General features: G+C 48.0%; 15 protein-coding genes and 1 pseudogene. 12 read left to right on the top strand and 4 right to left on the bottom strand.

Annotated features, from left to right (window positions below; all coding sequences use genetic code 11):
- Positions 1-5: 5 nt before the first annotated feature.
- Positions 6-2,087 carry an alpha-glucuronidase family glycosyl hydrolase gene (locus WDY75_RS24675; protein ID WP_063478777.1) on the top strand — a complete coding sequence of 694 codons (2,082 nt, stop codon included), beginning with the start codon at positions 6-8 and terminating at the stop codon, positions 2,085-2,087.
- Between the two features lie 82 nt (positions 2,088-2,169).
- On the opposite strand, the gene WDY75_RS24670 is transcribed toward WDY75_RS24675, so the two are convergent.
- Positions 2,170-2,943 (bottom strand): sporulation protein, encoded by a 774-nt coding sequence (locus tag WDY75_RS24670; RefSeq protein WP_006208579.1) that lies wholly within the window; start codon positions 2,941-2,943, stop codon positions 2,170-2,172.
- A 232-nt stretch (positions 2,944-3,175) separates the two neighbouring features.
- Between WDY75_RS24670 and rlmD the strand changes: the two genes are divergently transcribed.
- The 5 genes and pseudogenes from rlmD to WDY75_RS24645 all read left to right on the top strand — a co-directional run.
- On the top strand, positions 3,176-4,771 hold the full coding sequence (gene rlmD, locus WDY75_RS24665; protein ID WP_063478778.1) for a 23S rRNA (uracil(1939)-C(5))-methyltransferase RlmD: 1,596 nt from the start codon (positions 3,176-3,178) through the stop codon (positions 4,769-4,771).
- A gap of 59 nt (positions 4,772-4,830) precedes the next feature.
- Positions 4,831-5,751: an AAA family ATPase gene (locus WDY75_RS24660; protein ID WP_006208597.1), complete on the top strand. Its 921-nt coding sequence runs from the start codon at positions 4,831-4,833 to the stop codon at positions 5,749-5,751.
- Between the two features lie 267 nt (positions 5,752-6,018).
- On the top strand, positions 6,019-6,594 hold the full coding sequence (locus WDY75_RS24655; RefSeq protein WP_063478779.1) for a 50S ribosomal protein L25: 576 nt from the start codon (positions 6,019-6,021) through the stop codon (positions 6,592-6,594).
- Between the two features lie 191 nt (positions 6,595-6,785).
- Entirely contained in the window at positions 6,786-7,493 is a 708-nt protein-coding gene (locus WDY75_RS24650; protein ID WP_063478780.1) for a DNA alkylation repair protein, read from the top strand.
- A gap of 13 nt (positions 7,494-7,506) precedes the next feature.
- Positions 7,507-7,776 (top strand): annotated as a pseudogene (locus WDY75_RS24645) (iron chaperone); the annotation flags it as partial.
- A 65-nt stretch (positions 7,777-7,841) separates the two neighbouring features.
- On the opposite strand, the gene WDY75_RS24640 reads toward WDY75_RS24645, so the two are convergent.
- Positions 7,842-8,270 (bottom strand): GNAT family N-acetyltransferase, encoded by a 429-nt coding sequence (locus WDY75_RS24640; RefSeq protein ID WP_063478781.1) that lies wholly within the window; start codon positions 8,268-8,270, stop codon positions 7,842-7,844.
- Positions 8,271-8,616: 346 nt separating this feature from the next.
- Between WDY75_RS24640 and erm the strand changes: the two genes are divergently transcribed.
- The 6 genes from erm to WDY75_RS24610 all read left to right on the top strand — a co-directional run bounded on the left by erm (position 8,617) and on the right by WDY75_RS24610 (position 14,149).
- Positions 8,617-9,480: a 23S ribosomal RNA methyltransferase Erm gene (erm, locus tag WDY75_RS24635; protein ID WP_006208602.1), complete on the top strand. Its 864-nt coding sequence runs from the start codon at positions 8,617-8,619 to the stop codon at positions 9,478-9,480.
- Between the two features lie 126 nt (positions 9,481-9,606).
- Positions 9,607-9,984, top strand: coding sequence for a MerR family DNA-binding transcriptional regulator (locus WDY75_RS24630; protein WP_063478782.1), 378 nt, complete (start codon positions 9,607-9,609; stop codon positions 9,982-9,984).
- Entirely contained in the window at positions 9,981-10,301 is a 321-nt protein-coding gene (locus tag WDY75_RS24625; protein WP_006208604.1) for a thioredoxin family protein, read from the top strand. Before WDY75_RS24630 ends, WDY75_RS24625 begins: the two co-directional genes overlap by 4 nt.
- Before the next feature lie 126 nt (positions 10,302-10,427).
- Positions 10,428-11,105 (top strand): CPBP family intramembrane glutamic endopeptidase, encoded by a 678-nt coding sequence (locus WDY75_RS24620; protein ID WP_063478783.1) that lies wholly within the window; start codon positions 10,428-10,430, stop codon positions 11,103-11,105.
- A 131-nt stretch (positions 11,106-11,236) separates the two neighbouring features.
- On the top strand, positions 11,237-12,136 hold the full coding sequence (locus WDY75_RS24615) for a hypothetical protein (protein WP_063478784.1): 900 nt from the start codon (positions 11,237-11,239) through the stop codon (positions 12,134-12,136).
- Between the two features lie 93 nt (positions 12,137-12,229).
- Positions 12,230-14,149: a PAS domain S-box protein gene (locus WDY75_RS24610; protein ID WP_063478785.1), complete on the top strand. Its 1,920-nt coding sequence runs from the start codon at positions 12,230-12,232 to the stop codon at positions 14,147-14,149.
- A gap of 194 nt (positions 14,150-14,343) precedes the next feature.
- Here WDY75_RS24610 and WDY75_RS24605 read toward each other — a convergent pair whose 3' ends face one another.
- Together WDY75_RS24605 and WDY75_RS24600 are read right to left on the bottom strand one after the other, a co-directional pair.
- Positions 14,344-16,056 carry a cellulase family glycosylhydrolase gene (locus WDY75_RS24605; protein ID WP_063478786.1) on the bottom strand — a complete coding sequence of 571 codons (1,713 nt, stop codon included), beginning with the start codon at positions 16,054-16,056 and terminating at the stop codon, positions 14,344-14,346.
- Positions 16,057-16,481: 425 nt separating this feature from the next.
- Positions 16,482-19,970, bottom strand: a complete 3,489-nt coding sequence (locus WDY75_RS24600; protein WP_063478787.1) for a copper amine oxidase N-terminal domain-containing protein — start codon at positions 19,968-19,970, stop codon at positions 16,482-16,484.
- Between the last annotated feature and the right edge of the window lie 120 nt (positions 19,971-20,090).

Raw genomic sequence — 20,090 nt, 5'->3', positions numbered from 1 at the left:
AAGTCATGGAGATCACGGAGTTACAGCTTCCATATTCGGCTGCTGACCGCGGCTGGCTGCGATACGAGCCAAGGGATTCTCTACAGGGACTGCCTGTATGGTCCAGAATTTTCGTCTCTGAATGGTCGGATACGGTAGAAGCTGCGGTTCGCGAATTGCGATACGGCATTCGCGAGATGAGCGGACAATCACCTGATATCGTTGTTGGAGGAGAAAGCTTGGCTCAAGGCGCATTTATCAGATGCGCTACGGTTAGGGAATCTTTGCCGAATGAACTTCATTCGGACTTGCCTCTACAGGATTTGAACGAGGAGGGCTATCTTCTCAAGCATGTCGCTGATAAGGAGAACGGTGGCTGCCTTTACATTGTCGGCAGGACGGACAAGGGGATCCTGTACGGGGCTTTCCATCTGTTAAGACTGCTGCAAATGGAGGTGCCTGCGGAGCGGATCGATCTCGTGGAGAATCCACGGAATCCGCTTCGGATGATGAACCATTGGGACAACATGGATGGCTCGATTGAACGGGGATATGCAGGCAGGTCGATCTTCTTCAAGGATCAGCGCTTGATAGAGGATGATGGGCGAATTCGGGATTATGCCCGGCTTATGGCTTCTATCGGAATCAATGGCATTTCCATCAATAACGTCAACGTACATGAAGCGGAGACACGGCTGATTACTGCCGAGTATTTGCCTCAAGTCGCCAGAGTCGCCGGGATCTTCAGCGCGCATGGAATACGGTTGTTCCTGAGTATCAATTATGCAAGCCCGATGCAGCTCGGAGGACTTGCGACGGCCGATCCGCTGGACTCTGGCGTCCGTCAATGGTGGAAGGAAAAAGCGGAGGAAATCTATCGCTATATCCCGGATTTCGGCGGCTTTGTTGTTAAAGCTGATTCCGAGCACCGTCCCGGTCCGTTTACATATAACCGGACGCATGCGGATGGTTCGAACATGCTGGCAGAGGCATTGGCTCCATACGGGGGCGTTGTCATCTGGCGATGTTTCGTATATAACTGCATGCAGGACTGGAGGGACCGGGCGACGGACCGGGCACGCGCAGCGTACGATCATTTTAAGCCGCTGGATGGACAGTTCAGGGACAACGTCATTTTGCAGATCAAGAACGGCCCGATGGATTTTCAGGTGAGAGAAGCGGTATCTCCTCTGCTGGGCGCCATGCCGCAAACCAATCAGATGCTGGAATTCCAGATCACGCAAGAATATACGGGACAGCAAAAACATCTGTGCTACCTCGTTCCCCAGTGGAAGGACGTGCTGGATTTCGACACGTATGCCCGGGGAGAAGGCTCCACGATCCAGAGGGTGGCATCGGGTGAGCTGTATGATTACAAGCACTGCGGAATCACCGCAGTCATCAATGTAGGCGATGATGAGAACTGGACTGGACATACACTTGCACAGGCCAATCTGTATGGTTACGGGCGGCTGGCCTGGAATCCGGATTTGTCCGAGGCCGAGATTACGGAGGAATGGATCAAGCAGACCTTCGGCACCCATGCTGCCGTAGTGGAACAACTGACAACCATGCTTGCGGAGTCCTGGCGCATTTATGAGAATTATACATCTCCGCTGGGTGTAGGCTGGATGGTCAATCCGGGGCATCATTATGGGCCGAACGTGGACGGTTATGAGTATTCGGTGTGGGGTACGTACCATTTTGCCGATTGTCATGGCATGGGAGTAAACCGGACGGTGAAGGACGGAACAGGCTACACGGGGCAATATTTCGCGGAAAATGCCGAGCGCTACGAATCACTTGATTCGTGCCCGGATGAGCTGCTGCTCTTTTTCCACCATGTTCCTTACACGCACCGGCTTCATTCCGGCAAAACCGTGATACAGCACATCTATGATTCGCATTTTGAAGGAGCGGATGGGGTGGAGGCACTGATAGAGCGTTGGCGTCTGCTGGAAGGGCTTGTTGATCCGAAGCGTCATGAGGCTGTGATGGGGCGGCTTCGCCATCAGGCGGAACATTCGAAAGAGTGGCGGGATATCATCAATACGTATTTTTACCGGAAATCCGGCATTGGCGATGAGCTGAAACGGATGATTTATTAATATGAAGCGAGTACAATGAAAAAAATTGACCCGCAGGATGGACACTTGGCTTGAAGTGATCCAGCTTGCGGGTCATTTCTAATTAAATCGATCGGCGAATGATCCGGTCGATAAGCTCTGCTACATGGGAAGGACCTTGCCCAAGCTCCTGCTCATCCAGCGTCAGCCAGGAATGCTGCTCATCCATATCAAGAGAGCGCTGGAGCCAGCCGGATACCCCTCGGCCTCTGCGGTCAACCTCGACCAGGACCGAGATGCCGTCCTGCTCCGGGTACAGGATCAATTCAAGCTCTTTGATATGACCGGCATACCGGGAGCCTGGATAAAATTCAATTTCTTGCACGAAAGGAACGCCCCGGCCAAGGCGAGGGTGATATTCGCATGTCGCCATTTTGAAGCTGAAGCCAAGATCCTCTACGGCATCAAACACGATGGAAGCAGCCGGGTTCGGTTCAACCTCGATAAAATCACGGTCCTTGGGATCGATGGCATTATCGATATCGAGTCCGGTATGGATCCATACCGGCTGTCTGGAGATGGTGAGCGGCGTTTCCGGCGGGAGAGGGAAGGAGAACGGGATTTCCTGATGATCTCCGGGCTTCAATGTGATACGGCTTGAGACGTTAACTTTTGCAATGGTATAGGACTCTATGTATTTCTTGTCGTCGCTTTCCTTGGTATATTCCGTCATCAGTTTCAAGTAAATGCGGTCCACCGTCTGCTCGACACTGCCTCCCTTAATGTGAATGACCCCGCGTACTTCCTCACCGGGATAATAGGAGGATTTCTCAAGGTGCGTATCGATCTGGGCTGCTCCAATACCTACACTCGCTAGCATTTTGTTAAAAAACGACATAAAAGATACCCCCATAATAGAATGTATGATAATGGGATTATACGTTGAAGTTTCGCTCATGGTTTCCAAATTGGAAAAAAATATTTTTTGCGCTACACCGAGGGGCGAGGTGACCCCGCCAATGACGAAGAGCACAGCTGTAATCCGGGAATATGGATGATTGCTTGTTAGCATTCACAGGTTCGGCATGGTATATTGGACACGATACCATTAAGGATGGAGAAATCAAGGCATGAGTGAGCAGAAACGTTCCGGACAAGGAACCCAAAACAACCATAAATCAACAGCATACGGGAAGAAGCTGGGTGAGAGGGCTGCAGCGAATCAAGCTGGGGCCAAGCCGGCTTTTAAGCAGGGACATGGGAAGAATCGGGATCAGTCATCGTATTCGAAGGCGAAACCCTCTCATAAATATAAGCAAGAGGTCCGGGGACCACGGCCTTCAGCCGGGCGGGAGCACGCGGATGAGCTGCAGGCTGGCGATGTCATTGTTGTTACCATCAAGCGGCTTGGGATTAACGGCGAAGGTGTCGGTTATTACCGCCGCAAGGCGGTGTTTATCGACGGCGCGATCACTAACGAAGTGGTCAAAGCCGAGGTGAAAGAGGTACAGCCTAAATTTATCAAGGCCCAGCTGGTGGAAGTGGAGAAGCGTTCGCGTTTCCGGATCGAACCTCCCTGCCCGGTATTCGGCATCTGCGGCGGATGCCAGATTCAGCATATCTCCTATGAGGGCCAGCTGCAGGCCAAGACGGATATCGTGCGCGAGGCGTTCAGCCGGTATGCGGGACGGGAGGATGTTAAGTTTAAGCCGATTCTCGGCATGGAGCACCCATGGGATTACCGGAATAAAGCGCAGCTGCAGCTCAAACGGAAGGGCCATGAGGTGATCGCGGGACTCTATGAAGCGGACAGCCATACGATTGTGGACATCAGCGGCTGCCCGATTCAGCATCCGAAGGTAAACGAAGCGGTGGAGAAGGTTAAATCCGTACTGGAAGAATTGCGGATTCCGCTTCACAAGGAGAATGGAAACAAGGACGGCGTACGGACCATCGTGGTTCGTCATGGATTCCAGTCCGGGGAATTGCAGGTGACACTGGTCACGGCCGGCGGCAAGCTGCCAAGGCAGGATGATCTTGTCCGCATGCTGCGCCTATCCATTCCGGAGGTTAGCGGAATTTCACTCAACATCAATCCGAAGAAAACCTCGCTTATCTTCGGTGACCGGACGATTTCGCTATGGGGCGCAGAGAGCATGCAGGAATCGCTGAGCGATCTGCAATTCTCGCTATCGCCGAGAGCGTTCTTCCAGCTGAATCCGCAGCAGACGGTCAAGCTGTACGAGTCGGTCCGGGCGGCAGCGGGACTGACGGGGAAAGAGACCGTTATTGACGCATACTGCGGAACCGGCACGATCGGGCTCTGGCTGGCGCCCTATGCCAAGGAAGTACGCGGGATCGAGACGATCCCCGAAGCGGTGGAGGATGCCAAGGCGAATGCGCAGCGAAACGGACGGGCTAACGCCAGCTTCCACGTCGGTCAGGCCGAGGAGCTGCTGCCCCGCTGGGTCAAGGAAGGCATGAAGCCGGACGTTATTATAGCCGACCCGCCGCGTACCGGTCTGGACTCGCGTTTCCTAGAGACGGTGCTTCGAACCAAGCCGAAGCGGTTTGTGTACGTATCCTGCAACCCTTCAACCTTGGCGAAAGATTGCAAGGTCCTTCTGGACGGCGGATATGAGCTCGAATGGGTGCAGCCGGTGGACATGTTCCCGCAGACAAGCCATGTGGAGTGCGTAGCATTGCTTACCAGGGTAGAGAAGTAACTGCACTAAACACCTTGTAGAATCGACAGAGCAGATTCGATGTATGAAGGAGGAGTGAAATGTATCTAGATAAATTCATATTACCCATTGATGAAGAATCCTCGTTGATACAGCAACGAATGGTAGAAAATGGCGGTAAATTTGGATATATCGATAATACTTACCCATGCGGCATTTTCTCGAAAAGTCAGTTCTCCGAATTGAGTTTTTCAAAAATAACTATTTTATATGGAGGAAACGGCTCGGGAAAAAGCACGCTCCTAAACCTTATAGCAAATCGATTGGAACTCAACCGTATTGCACCATTCAATTCAAGTGAAATGTTTGATTTATACGTTGAACATTGTAAATTTGAACTTGGATTTGACGATGAGGGATTTAAATATCGAATTCCAAATGGAAGCAGAATCATCACAAGTGATGATGTTTTTGATTATATGCTTACAGTCCGCACAAACAACGAGGAAATCGCGGATAGCACCGAAGATATCAGATTGGAATGGGGAGATCGTAACGGAAATCTGAAATACGGCAAAACAGTGAAAATGAATAGCATGGACGATTATGAAGCACTGAGGTTACAGGTGCTTTCAAGAAAAAAATCAGTCTCACGCAGAGAGTTTATTCGCAGAGTCGCCGGCACTGAGGTTAAGCTGAACAGCAACGGCGAGACAGCCCTGAGTTATTTCAATTCCAAATTAAAAAATGACACATTGTATTGCTTGGATGAACCGGAGAACAGTCTGTCTCCTAAAATGCAGCTTGAACTTGTCAAGATGTTAGAACAAATGGCTCACTATTGCGGATGTCAATTTATCATTGCAACGCACTCCCCGTTTTTACTGGCGATGGAGTTTACCAAAATATATGATTTAGACACGAATCCAGTCGACATCAAGCAATGGTGGGAATTGGAAAACACCAAAGTGTACTTTGATTTTTTCAATAAACATAACAGGCTGTTTCTTGCCGATAAGTAGGAATTTGAACATTTCGATTGTTCTATAATCTGATGCGTTCGACAATTGCCCTTTTCTATGATATGGTACCAAGTAATTAGGCATTTCGTTCCCTTGGGACGAGGTGCCTTCTCGCGTATTTAAGGCGTTTTACATTAAATGTCTATTTGGAGGTGATGCAATGGTGCTCCCGCTTTCCCTGCTACGGGGGGAGAAATCCGTAGTTTATGATGGACGATTGATGGATGAGTGGGCCCAAATCATAATAATCTGAGGAGTGTTGTTGAGATGAGAGTAAATTTACGAGCAGAAACGCGCGCTGTTATGAACAAAACCGGACTGAAGCAGCTTCGCCTATCGGGACTAATCCCGGCGATTGTATTTGGCGCAGGGGAAGATAATATGATGATTCAGCTGTCAGCCAGTGAGTTCGGCAAATGGGCAAGGAACGGCAAGGGAGGGATCCTTGAGCTTTGTTTGGACAATCAGGAGCCAATTCTCGTATTGCTGGAGTCCGTTCAGCGTGATCCCGTAACTCGTGAATACATTCATGTCGACTTTTTACGTATCCATATAAACGAAGTTGTGCGCACGAGAGTTAATCTCGATTACATTGGCACCGCGAAGGGAGCCAAGGCTGGAGGAGTTGTCCAAATCCAAAGCACCTTCATCGAGATTGAATCCTTCCCGGACCATATTCCCGCCGCCATTCCAATTGATATCACTGAACTGGAGATCGGGGATTCTTTACATGTCGGGGAGCTCAAGCTGCCAGGAGGCGTGGTGCCGATCTCTTCGGCCAACGAACTTCTTGTGTCGGTGGTGACACCGAAAGTTCAAACGGAGCAACCGGAGGCTATATAACTTCTACAGCCGGCGATCGTTTCCCGATTCCAATCGGGGAACGATTGCCGTTTTTTAATCCAGAACTATTTTCCACCAAGGGGGGACTAGGCTTACCCGTCATTGTTCATGTACACTCAAGTCATGTGAAATGCTGGGTCGCTTATCCGGCAGCCGTATATTAAGCCAATGAAGGAAGTGAGTGTCGAACCATGAATGTAGAATCCGTTATGCTGGAGCTTGAAGGACTCGGCAAGGAACGGCTCAAAAAAATGTACCTGTCCAATGGGGCGCATGAACCGCTCTTTGGCGTGGCGACAGGCGCCATGAAGCCGATGGCCAAGACAATCAAAATCAATCAGCCTTTGGCTGAGCAGCTCTACGCCACGGGGAACTACGACGCTATGTACTTTGCCGGCATCATTGCAGACCCTCAAGCGATGACTGCAGCGGATTATGATCGTTGGATGGATGCAGCTTATTTTTATATGCTGTCCGATTATGTGGTTGCTGTAACGCTGGCAGAGGCAGATATTGCCCAAGACGTTGCGGATCAATGGATCGCAAGCGGAGAAGAGCTGAGAATGTCAGCAGGATGGAGCTGTTACTGCTGGCTGCTCGGCAGCAGACCGGATCGCGAGTTCCCGGAAGGCAAAATCTCGGACATGCTCGAACTGGTGCAAAAAACCATTCACGATTCACCTGACCGAACGAAGTCTGCAATGAATACTTTCATTTACACCGTGGCCATATCTTATTTGCCGCTCCATGATAAGGCGGTGAAGATCGCAGAGGCAATAGGCCGAGTCGAAATCAATCGGGACAAGGGGAAGAGCAAATTCCTCCATGCTTCCGAGAATATTAGAAAAGAAGTTGAGAGAGGGAAGCTTGGATTCAAACGCAAGTATGTAAGGTGTTAACCCCTGTTTGTAATTGAAAAGTCCCGGATATTGTGAAAGCATCCCCGACGAGTACATCACGAGCTGTACGCCGGAGGTGCAAAGCATCCTTCAGACATTAAGGAATGTAATCAGGGAGTCGGCTCCAGAAGCCAGAGAAAAAATCAGCGATCAGATGCCTACCTTCGACTTTCACGGGAATCTGGTGCATTTTGCGGCGTTTAAGAAACATATCGGCTTTTACCCCGCGCTCAGCGGGATTGAAGCATTTCAAGACGAGTTAAAAAGGCAGCAAGCAAATCGAAAAAGAAGAAATCGGCTGAGAGCTGAGAGGGAAGGCAGCGCTTAGCTGTTTTCTTCTTTTTATTTTTAAAGATCCTTTTTCATATAGTAATGCGTATGCCGGCCGGCATTCTCGATCTTGCCGTATATTTCATAACCCTGCTTGATGTAAAAATCCAAGGCTTGAAAGCTCAGCGTGTCCAATTTCACGAATTCGCATTGTTTCTCTCTCGCCATGTTTTCCACCTCGCTTAACAGCTTGGCGCCGTACCCCGATTTACGGAATCGCTCATCCACAAACAGATAGTGGATCTCCAGCCAGTTCCAGCATATTTCCCCAACAATCCCGCCCAAGATCTCACCGTCCGCATTCCTTAACAACAAGTTTATTTCCTGGTACCTGCCTTTTAAGTCGTCCGGAAAATGGTTCAGATTAAATTCAATCATTTGGTTTCTTACATAGTTGTTGTCCCCGCTATCCGCTTCGATGGTTTCGTTCGTGAAATAGAGTCCCATATCCGTCTCCCCTTCAAGTTCTGCCAGAACACCAATCTGTGTCGATATCGGTATTCAGATTACGTCTTCTTCAACTTACCATATTTATGACCTGCCTTGGGTGGTAAAGAATCTTTTTAATAGAACGTCCCCGTGAGCTCAATGACTGCCTGTGCTACACTGTGGTTGTTACATTTTATCTGGCAGCAGCAAGGAGGATTCCATTTACATGTGTGGCATTTCATTCATGCGTATTCGCTAATGACGGTACAGACCAGCTAATTCCAGGCATTTTCTCGTGAAAATGTGAAGGATTATTTGTGCTGTACCTTTTTCATTACTATACAAATGAATGAGGTGCTTTTTTGTGTTTAAAAAAAATAAAAATCATCGGGATCCGTTGAAGACATCTTCAAATTTCCCGTCGCAAAATATGATCATCAGCAAACGTTTGATTCATGATATGATCGATTTGGCTCGGATTCATCCTCATGAAACCGTTCTTGATATCGGAGCAGGTGCCGGGGCGCTGACTTTTCCGCTGGCAGAGAAAGCGGCCAAGGTGCTTGCTATTGAGATCGATTCAGTACTTATCCATAAATTGTTGGACAAAATGGGGGAAAGGGGCAATATTGAGGTCAAGCAGTGCGATTTCCTTGAAACATCGTTGCCCTCGAAACCCTTTGTTGTAGTCGCCAATATCCCTTATTCGATCACAACGCCGATCTTCGGGAAGCTGCTCCATCCGGCAGTTCCGATGCAGAGAGCCGTAATCTTGGTGGAAAAGGGAGCGGCAAAAGGATTCACATCGCACTCCATTCGGAATCCGCGAATTTTAAACTGGAGGATGCAGTATGAGATCCGGCTCGTTCGGACGGTATCGCCCGATCATTTTGCACCGCCGCCCAAGGTGGATTCAGCCATCCTCTCCATCCGCCGGAGGGAACAGCCGCTTGTTTCCCCGCAGCATCACCAGATGTTCTCGGCGCTGGCAACCTATGGACTACGGGACCCGAAGCTGCCGTTATACGCAGCGCTATCGGAGATATTCACCCCTCCCCAGATAGCCAGGCTGGTCAAGTTGCTGAGAGTGGATCGTGAGCTTCCCATGGGTCAGCTGAACGAGGAGCAGTGGGGAACCGTGTTCCACACGATGCTCCAGCATGTGCCGCCGTATCGCCGGCCCCAGCTTCGCAAGGACTCCAGAAGCAAATCCAAGAAAAGAAAATGAAAAATAGAAGATGCAATCATCGATTCTAAATAATGGACGATTCGAATGGGCGAAATACGCTTGACCCTCACACTAGTGTCAGGGTTTACAATGGAATTCAATCGTTCATCCAGGAGGCGTGAAAGCATGAAAATCGGAGAACTTGCCGCCCGTACCGGCGTCAGCATTCGTTCGCTTCGTTACTACGAACAGCAAGGGCTGCTTACGTCGGCTCGAAACGAAAACGGATATCGGGAATATTCGGTACTTGCCGAGGATCAGGTGCGAACCATCCAGTTGTATCTGAATCTTGGATTGTCTACCGAGCAGATCGCCGGGTTCCTGCACTGCGTCTTGAAGAACAAAGAGGCGTTTTGTACGGAGGTGTTTCCGATTTTTCGGCAAAAAATCGCAGAGATCGAGGCGCAAATCCACCAGTTGAATCATATCAAGACAAATCTGGAGGAACGCATGCAATCGATTCTGGACGAACGAAAATCGGAAGAAGCGGAGGAAAACAAATGAGTTTACCACGATTAGAGTCATCAAGCTTTCAAAGCGCGATCAAACCCAACGGAGTCACTCTTGTTGAATTCGGGGCCACATGGTGCCCGCCCTGCAAAGTGCTGCTCCCCATTCTCGAAGAACTGAGTCATGAGGAAGCGGGTCGCCTCGATATCTATCAGGTGGATTGCGACGAATCCCCGGAGCTTGCTGCCCAATTCGGCATCATGTCCATGCCGACGGTGATTGTGTTTCATAACGGAGAACCGACGGACAAACTAATCGGACTCCGGCCTAAGAGTGTATATCAAGCGGCGCTTGGCCGCTATGTATCATAAGAGAACAGTGGAAAGCCTCTGATCATTGTATCAGAGGCTTTCTTTTTTTTGGTAGAGGGCATTATGCTCCGTACATAGAACTCTTATATAGCGAAAACTGCGATAAGCAGCCGAAGGAGATACGATATGAGATCCAGAAAAAAGATCATTTCCGTCATAGCGATTATGGTGCTGAGCTGCCTGGCCATGAGTTTTGTCGATGCGGTAATCCGTCCGGATTACGCGGTCAAATCCATTATCAAGGTCATGTTGTTTCTGACGCTGCCGATCGGTTATGCCTTAATCACGGGCGGGATACCGTTTCGCAGGCTGTTTACCTTCGAGAGAAAAGGGCTTTCGAGGTCTCTGCTGCTGGGACTCGGCGTATTTGCCTTGATCCTGGGCGGATACTTCTTAATCGGGCCGTTCTTTGATTTTTCCAAGGTAACGGGAGCTCTGCAGAATAACCTCGGGGTAGATGCAGGCAACTTCATCTTCGTAGCTATTTATATATCGATTGTCAATTCGCTGCTGGAGGAGTTCTTTTTCCGGGGGTTTGCTTTTTTCACGCTGAAGGAACAGGTTGGACGCAGGTTTGCTTATCTGTTCAGTGCAGGGGCATTTGCCGTGTATCATATTGCCATGATGACCAGCTGGTTCTCCGTAGAGCTGTTCCTGCTGCTCATTGTCAGTTTGTTTGTGGCGGGACTCCTGTTCAACTGGCTGAATGAGCGAAACGGCAACATTTATGCGTCCTGGATGGTCCATATGTTTGCCAATCTGGCGATCAACATCATCGGATTTATGCTGTTTGGGATCATTTAAAATAAAAGTTTCATCAGGATTGACCTTCACATGATGTGACGGATTAAAATACGGGTAACTGAATAAAGGGGACTGCTTTATATGCATATTAGCGAGTTGTCGCGCAAAAACGGGATGGAGTGGATACGAATATGAATCAACTGAACTTGAATTACTATGGCAAATACGCTGTTCCTGAAACGGTCAGGGAGCTGTTTGAATTTGAACAGGAACTGCGTGCGGAGGACTTATCACTTGATTTCAATTTGGGCTTGATCATGACACAAGAGGATATCCGCTATATGTCGACCCCGCCTGATGTAATTCCGTTTGCATCTTGCGGAGTAGATGGAATACATTATGGATTCTTAACAGATTTCGGATTGGCTGCTGATTTAGAGCAAGCGTACATCGTATGTGTGTCTCCTATGAATATGGATCAGGAGGTTTGGATTGTAGCAGCTAATATTCACGAATTCTTGCGCGTGGTATATACAGAGAACAGTATACTATACCACTACTTTCCCGAAACTAGCCACTATGCCTCTTATATAATCAACCGGGAAGTAGAGGATGTTCAAGAGAGCGTTGTTCGGGCCAAACACAAATTACAGCAGCGATTTGCCCTTGAGCCCATTGCGGATATGTTGGAATACATAGAAGGGTTGGAGCAGAGACGTCAAGCAGAAGTAGTCTATCCGACAAGATACCCGATCGGAATTGTTCAGACCTCATCAGAGCACAAGCACGAGCGGCTGATGATTGATGCGATGAAGGATGGACCAGATCCGGAGGACGTGGAACTTTTCTTCAAGACTGCTACGGTTGAATCCAGACTTGCCTTTATCAGGGACGCTCAATCCAGGCATTTGCTGGATCGTCCGCTATTAAGGGAATGTGTAGTAAAGGGCATGGCAGATATGGGGCTGACGGATGAGGCTCTCCGACTGAATAGATCCTATGACTATCAAGAAACGATTGTTAAATTGACGAACACGCAGAACACGGCGTCTATTGTATGGTATACCGATGCCGATGATCCTATCGAATGATCCTATCGAAGATTAATTCCAACGATAAATCCCTGAAAAGTCCCCATTTTGAACATGCTGATGTATAATAATCGATATCAGGAGGTGCAGAGTATGAGTGATGTCAATATTTTTGGCCATCAAGCTTTGTTTGAACATGTTTACAAAAGTGCCCCAATTGGCATTGCCCTGGTTACGGTAGAAGGGCATTGGATCAGCGTAAATCCTGCGGCTTGCAAAATGTTCGGCTACACAGAGGAAGAATTAATGGCACAGCCGGCATCCGATTATGTTTATTCTAATTGCATTAATAATAAAGAGAAGCTGCTCCATTCCCTGGATGATACGTCCTCAACCATAGCGGTTGAGAAACAATTCTCACATAAAGACGGCAATCAGATCTGGGCATCGATGCACGTATCCCTGGTTCGGGATGACAAGGAGAATACCCCTTTATTTTTCATTTCGCAAATCGTTGATATTACTGATAGTAAAGTCGCCGAGCAAAGGCTGCAGGAAAGCATAGAGCGCTATACCTCGCTGAAAAAATATAACCACGATGCGATTATCTCCTTCAACCTCGAAGGAAAGATCATTAACGGGAACCAGATGGCAGAACAGCTGACCGGTTTTAAAATTCCGGAATTAATCGGAACGAAGATCTCGCGTTTAATCGGTGAACGCAACCTTTCCCGGATACTCTCTTCCGCGGCTGATTATGTTGCTGTCGAGAAAGGGATTAACGGTATCCATCACAGGGATGGGCATACGGTTGAAGTGCTGGCCACCTTGGCGCCGATCGTCATTCATAACCAAAACGTGGGCTTCTACATCATTGCCAAGGACATGACGGAGCAGAAGCGGCTGATCATCGAGAAGGAAGCGGCCGAGAAGACCAACAAGGCGAAGAGCGAGTTCCTCGCCATGATGAGCCATGAGATACGCACACCGATGAACGGCGTCATCGGGATGACGGACTTGATACTGGAGACAGAGCTTGACGAGGAGCAGCGGGATTATGTTCAGATCATCAAGAAAAGCGGGACAACCCTTCTGAACATAATCAATGATATTTTAGATTTTTCAAAAATCGAATCAGGCAGAACCGAGCTGGTGGAAGAAACATTTAGTCTAAGGATCGCTCTGTCCGAAACCATGAACATGATTCTGCCGAAGGCGCTAGAGAAAAATATCGAGGTGACCACTTCCGTAGCCTCCGAAGTACCGGATCAGGTCCATGGGGATGTGACCAAGCTTCGACAGGTATTGATGAACCTGCTTAGCAATGCAATCAAGTTTACACCCAATGGCGCAGTCTCCATCTCGGTTCAGTGCCTCAACCATGAAGGTAATCCGCCCCTTATCCAATTCTCCGTTGTGGATACGGGCATTGGCGTGCCAGAAGAGAAGGTTGCCCATTTATTTGAGCCCTTCTATCAAGTGGATCATTATATGACCCGGAAGGTGGAGGGAACCGGATTGGGTCTGGCTATCTGTAAAAAGCTCGTTAAGCTGATGGGCGGGGATATATGGTACGAACGGAATCTTAACGGGTCAGGATCTGTGTTTGCGTTTACGGTTGATTTCTCATTTAAAACAAATGCTAGCGGTATACAGAACAACGGGACCATCCAAGAGAATCATGTTTCCGGCAATGAACTTAGAATTTTGATCGCAGAGGATAATGAGGTTAATCAGCTGGTCCTTAAGAAAATGCTTGAGAAGCTGGGATACAATTCCACCACGGTCCACAATGGACTTGAGGCCGTTGAGGCATTTAAACGTCATCCGTATGATATTGTGTTCATGGATATCCAAATGCCGTTCATGGATGGCATGGATGCGGTCAAGGCTATTAAAGAATCCATATCATCCGAAAGAGATCCATATATCGTGGCGGTGACAGCCCATGCGATTAAAGGTGATCGCGAGAGGTATTTAGAGATGGGTATGGATGAGTATGTAAGCAAACCCGTGAGCATGCATATGATATCGGGGATTATCGATAAATTTATGGCTGAAAAAAAAGTATAGTTGAAGCATGATAAGATGAGAGCTCAAGTGATATCACTTGAGCTTTTGTTCATTCTACTGTTGGATAAAATACAGGAACCATACAGCATGCTGCTGTTCATCCGCCCCTCGGCTAGGAATTTCGCTGGATAGAATGAGGACAACGGCCTGCTGGAAGAATTTCCGGCAGGCCGTTGTTATTGGTGATATGTCGTCTATGATACGTTTCCGGTGACGCTGCTGCCGTTTTTCGTGATTTTGTAGGTGATGATCTCCCCGCTCCAGAAATGGAACTTGAGAATAATCTCGCCGTCTCGGACTTCATTGAAGAAGGCCGGCTTCAGTTTGATTTCACCGCTGGCATAGGATGGAGAGAAGGTATACTCAAACTCCTTGAAGGAGGTCCAGTCCTGTGGCCCTGCATTCCCACCCGTGGCATATACGGCCTCCATCGTAGCAAGCTGATCCCCATTGAATGTGGTTGGAATGCTGAAGGAAGCAGTGGAGCCCTGCGTGCTGCGCAGCAATGGTTTATCGTTCTGAATGACCCTGAAGTTCCAATCCGCTCCACGGTTGAACTTGGCCGTCAGTACGGCATTTACGCCGAGCTGGCCCGAAGAGGTCAATCTGGTTAGCAGTCCGGATTTAAAAGTGATGGAATTTCCGCTTAAGACGTAGTCCTGTCCGGCTGTTAAGAGCTGTCCGTTCGTGCGGATCTCGGATAACGTGTTGCCGTTAAGGTTCAACGGAATGCTTTTGTCCTGGACAGCCGCTCCTTTTTTCACGAATACAAGATCCGTGTCAGCCGTAGAGGAGCGTCCGCTCCAACCCGCCTTCATCATGTTATAAAGCTCGGGATCGGACCAGGTGAAGGCCGTTCGCTTGAAGTGCTGGCCGTTATCCCATAACATATGTGTGATGTTTTTCTGCTTGAGATAATAGGTCAGGTATTCAAAAAACTTCAGTTTTTCCCCCTGCTCAATGACCCCGGTGTTCTGATCGAAGCCAAGCAGTCCATATTCACCCAGGATGACAGGAATACCTCTGGCAATAAAGGTGTTGTACACGTTGTTGAATGTCTGGTCGATGTCGTTTCGGGTATCGGTTTCAAAGCGAGTGTATCCCGCAATATTAACGCTAAACGGCCAGAATCCATAATAATGAACGGTGGCAATGAGATTGGAATCATTCAGTTTGGTCATGGTGTTGTAGAGCTCGTTCATTCTGGTCTGGGTCGGCGAAGCTTCCAGGGTAGACAGCACAAGCGGGCGTACAGCGTTCTGCGCTCCAGAGCTGCGTACAATCCGGTGGAATGAGACATTGAGCTCATCCAGCATCTGAAAGGCCTTGGTTTCGCTGGTGGTACCGCCATCCGAGAAGCGGGGTTCATTGACGCTTTCAAACATCAGTTTGCTGGAATGGTTCTTGAAACGATTGGCGATTTGGGTCCAGACGGCGTTGTACTTGGCTACAACCTCATTGCGGTTGTTCTCCATATGGCTGATCCATAACCATGAATCGTGATGAACATTGATCATGACATACAAATTGGCGTCAAGCGCCCAATCCACAACCTCCTGTACACGATTCATGTAGGGGGCATTGACGGTGTAATTCGGTGCGCTGCCGATTTGGTTATTCCAGGTTACGGGAATTCGGATGCTCTTATAGCCTTGAGCCGCGATTTGATCGATCAGAGCCTTGGTGATGCGCGGATTTCCCCAAGCGGTCTCATCGGACCCGACGGAATCAAGCGAATTACCCAGATTCCAGCCCGGCTGCATAGCATTGACGTAAGCTTGGGGACCGCTGCTCAGCGGGCTGATCTGGTCTGCCTCTGCTGCTGATGTTAAGGATGGAATTAGTGAGAACAGCATAGCGGCGATCAGCGTGAAGGACAGTAAAGATTTCTTTGTTAAGTTTATCATTAGCATCTCCTTTGTAATGAAGTGGTCAAGAGCTGTTTGCTGATAAAACTTCATGATGCGCTCATCAGACGGTGGAATTTTCAGCTCCCGCTAGGGGCTTTCAGGGGTTAGACTTCACCTCCTTAAATCGAATCTGGACATACTGTCAATAAAATAAAACGGTTGAGTGCAGCAGAAGAATGAAAACGCTTTCTAATTAATAAATTATCATATTTTACCATTCGGAAGTACCCGACTAATTTATTCGAAAATCATGCAGAAATTAGTTATAGTGATGAGAAGTTCTAGAAAAGAGGGAGGTACGGTGCGAGGAAGAAAAAAGAAGCTGTCCCTCAAGGTCAAGGTTGACCGGGAGGACAGCTTCTTGGGATTTAAGCGCGATGTTTGGCTGGAAGCCAGCCGCTTCGATTACACAAATCGCTTGCTTAAGGAGTTGTTGGAGCAGGAGTTCCTGTCTTTAATATCAAAGTTTTAGATGGTAAAGAGAGCGGTGTAGCGGACTGCGCACTTGAAGCTTTCTTCACATCTTTTGTTGGCACGGAGTAAACATATACGGCGTACTCCGTATCTGCTGTAATATCCTTGCCTGAAACATCCTTGGTTGGGATATCAATGAGAGTCGAGATATCTTTATTGGTTGGCTTGATGGTGGCTTTCGTATCTTCTTTGCCAGCTGCTTCTGCTGCTTTTTGCAGGTTGAAGTCCTTCATCTGTGATTTTTCAACAAACAATACACGATAGGCATCGATACTCGTTTCATTGACAGCTTTTTTGAAATCAACTTGAAGTTTCCCGCTTGCATCCAATTTGGCTGTAAGGGCTGTGGTTTGGATCGGGTTCGGGATTTCAAACTCTTTGGACGATTTAGACATAGCGTTTGTAGTGGAAACTGTACCATCTGCTACCACAAGAACGAATACTTTGTATTTATATCCGGATTTAACATCCTCACCGTTTACATCTTTTACACTAGCAGACAGAGTTGTCTCTACCTTGCTGTTTGTTGGTGCAACTGAAGTGTACCAAGTTCTATCGGTTATTCTATTGGCATCATCCAATCCAAATCCTTGATCTGATGGTACCACCATGATTCGGTATTCATTAATGGTGCCTCCATTGGAAGCTGGTGTGAATCTAACGACAACATCACTGCCATTCCCGTTGGTGCTTTCAATCCCGGCATACACATCCGAAGGAACCGTTACCGTGGTGCCTGTAAGTTTAATCGGTGCGGATGGTGCTGATAGCGCGTTGTTTCCATTATTGCTTACGGACAAGACGAATACTTGATAATCCACCATATTTTTAATCGGCTGACCGTCAACATCGTTTATTCCAGGTCTCAGAACATTACTGAAATCGGCTCTGATCGGCACACTGTCGTAGTTGTTTATTCCTACGTTGTTAGCTTGAGCTACTTTAAAGTTAGCAGCGTTAGCTTGCTTCACAACCATGATCCGGTACTCTCTGATGTTGGTTTCATTTGCAGCCTTCTTAAAGGATACTTTCAGATCGCTTGCATTATTGTTGTCTGCTGCATCAACTGCTGTAACGTCCGTTACCACTCCTACTTCCGTCACGCCTTGAACCGTAACAGCTGCAGAGGCAGAGGAGAGAGCGTTGGTATAGTTGGAGTAGCTGTTGCCTAGTGATAAGACGTACACGCGATAGCTGGAGCCTCTTTGAATAGGTTCCCCGTCGGAATCCAGAGTCGTGCTGGCCAAATCCCGAGTGATAGTGCTGCCGGTTTTGTTAGCTATGGTGTAATATCTGTTGGCGTAGGCTTGCGACAATGACAAGCTTTTGGAGGACTTCACGACAAGAATCCGGTAATGCTCGATGTAGCTTTCTCCATAAGCAGGACTGAAGGAAACCCTCAGGTCGCTTCCGTTTCCGTTATTGCCGATGACCGTCAAGGACGGCGTAGAAACAGGATTTACATTCTGATTGTTGTTCCCAAGCGTGATGGATGCATAATCGGATAGGGCATTGTTATTGCTCGAATATCCTACGGACAGGACATACACCCGGTAACTGACGCCACTGCGAATCAGATCTCCGTCGATATCACGGCTGCTGGAATTCAGGACTTGCGTCATGTAGCTGTTGCTGCTGCTGTTCTTGCTAATTTGCGTATAATAATAGCTGTTTAAGCTGTTTGCTCTGTACAGATCAAAATAACTATTTGATGATTTTACAACGAATACTTGGTAGTGACTAATATTCGATTGATCAGACGGGCGGTAGAATGAGACCTGCAGGTCACGCCCATCATTGTAGTTGTTCACGTCGGTAACGGACAGGCTGGTAACCGCGCCAACATTATAACTGGAACTTAAAATGATGGAATTCGATGGAGCAGACAGAATGTTGTTATTGTAGTTGTTGTTGTCCACAGCCATAACGAATACACGATAATACACGCCGCTGCGAATGGTTGCTCCATCCACGTCTCTGGCACCCGATGCCAGTGTCAAGTTGTTGATGTTATTGCCTGTTTTGTTGACGTGGGTATAGTTGTAGCTGGAGATGGAATTGGCTTTGCTTAAGTTGAAGCTGCTGTAATTGCTGTCCTTGACAACAAAAACCCGGTAAGAGTTAATGCTGGACTCGTTGGACACCTTGTTAAAGCTAACACGAAGATCACGGCCGTCACCGAAATCAGCGATATCCGACACCTGTGTAATGTAAGGAACTGTTGCATTACCTGTGCTGAGCGTGATGGAAGCAGAACCTGAAGACAGATTGCTTGCAAGTGCGCTTTCATTGCTGCTGACTGACAGTACAAACACGGTATAAGACACGCCGCTGCGGATGAGCTCTCCTGAAGTATCACGAGCGGAAGAACTCAATGTCGTTGACAGCGTGGTATTCGTTGAGCTGGTTTTGTTCACCGTTGTGTAGTTTTGACTCGATACGGATTTGGCTGCTGCTACATTGAAGTTAGCTGCATCCTTCGTTTTTACAGTAAACACACGATAGTTGGTTACATTGCTTTCGTTCTGAGCACGAGTGAAGCTGACCTGCAAATCACGGCCATCGCCGTTGTCGCTTATATCGCTTGCTTTCACATTGGTTGCTCCATTAACCGAATTGGTATTGGTCAGCGTCAATGAAGGCGATGCCGAGGAAAGGGCATACGTGCCGCCTGATTTGCCTACTGCCAATACGTAAGCTTTATAAGCCTGGTTATCCCGGATCAGGTCGCCATCAATGTCTCTTGAACTTGATGTGAGGACCTGTGAGCGATCCGACCCTGCAGGGTATACCGTAGTGTAATTTGCTGAAGATATGCGCGTTGCATCTGCTTGGCTGAACGTTTTGGACTGCTTAACAATCATCACGCGATAATGCGAAATCAGGGATTCGGTGGATGATTTGGAGAAGCTGACCTGCAAATCACGTCCATCTCCGGCATTGCCGATGTCTTTTTGAGTTACATAACTCACCGGTACAATGTAGGTATTGTTACCGCCGCCTGAATCATTTGTTGTCGTGACGGTGACCGTTTTCGTTTTGGAATTCCAGCCGATTTTCTGACCGAGGGATTCACTTACGAAACGTACAGGCACCATCGTGTTGCCTTTCAGGTTTTTCGCCGGAACATCCAGCGCTACAGTTTGGTTGTTGATAGTAGCCGTCTTGGAATTAATCTTAAGAATGACGGTAGTGCCATCCTTGACTGCTGTGACGGTTTGCGTTTTTTGATTCCATTTGACCGTTGCGTCCAGTGCTTCGAAGATGGATCTCATCGGAAGCATGACCCGTCCTTGAATCATAACAGGCGCTTGAGGCGTATACAGCTTGACGCCGTCAATCAAGACGCTAATGTTCACTGCCGCCTGTGCCTGTGTTTGGAATGTCATGGGGATTAACAGTATAGCTGCTAGCAAGGCAGTCCATATTCTTTTCACACACTCAACCTCCTGAATTTTGCTTGTTATTATTTTCCTCTACAATATGACGCATTCGCTCAGAATAAAGTTTCAACTATTACATCGGCAATTAAAAATTATTTTTTAGGAGCAGATCAC

It is taken from the genome of Paenibacillus glucanolyticus (assembly GCF_037333485.1).
Taxonomy (GTDB): domain Bacteria; phylum Bacillota; class Bacilli; order Paenibacillales; family Paenibacillaceae; genus Paenibacillus_AQ; species Paenibacillus_AQ glucanolyticus.
This window is presented reverse-complemented; position numbering and strand designations above follow the sequence as displayed.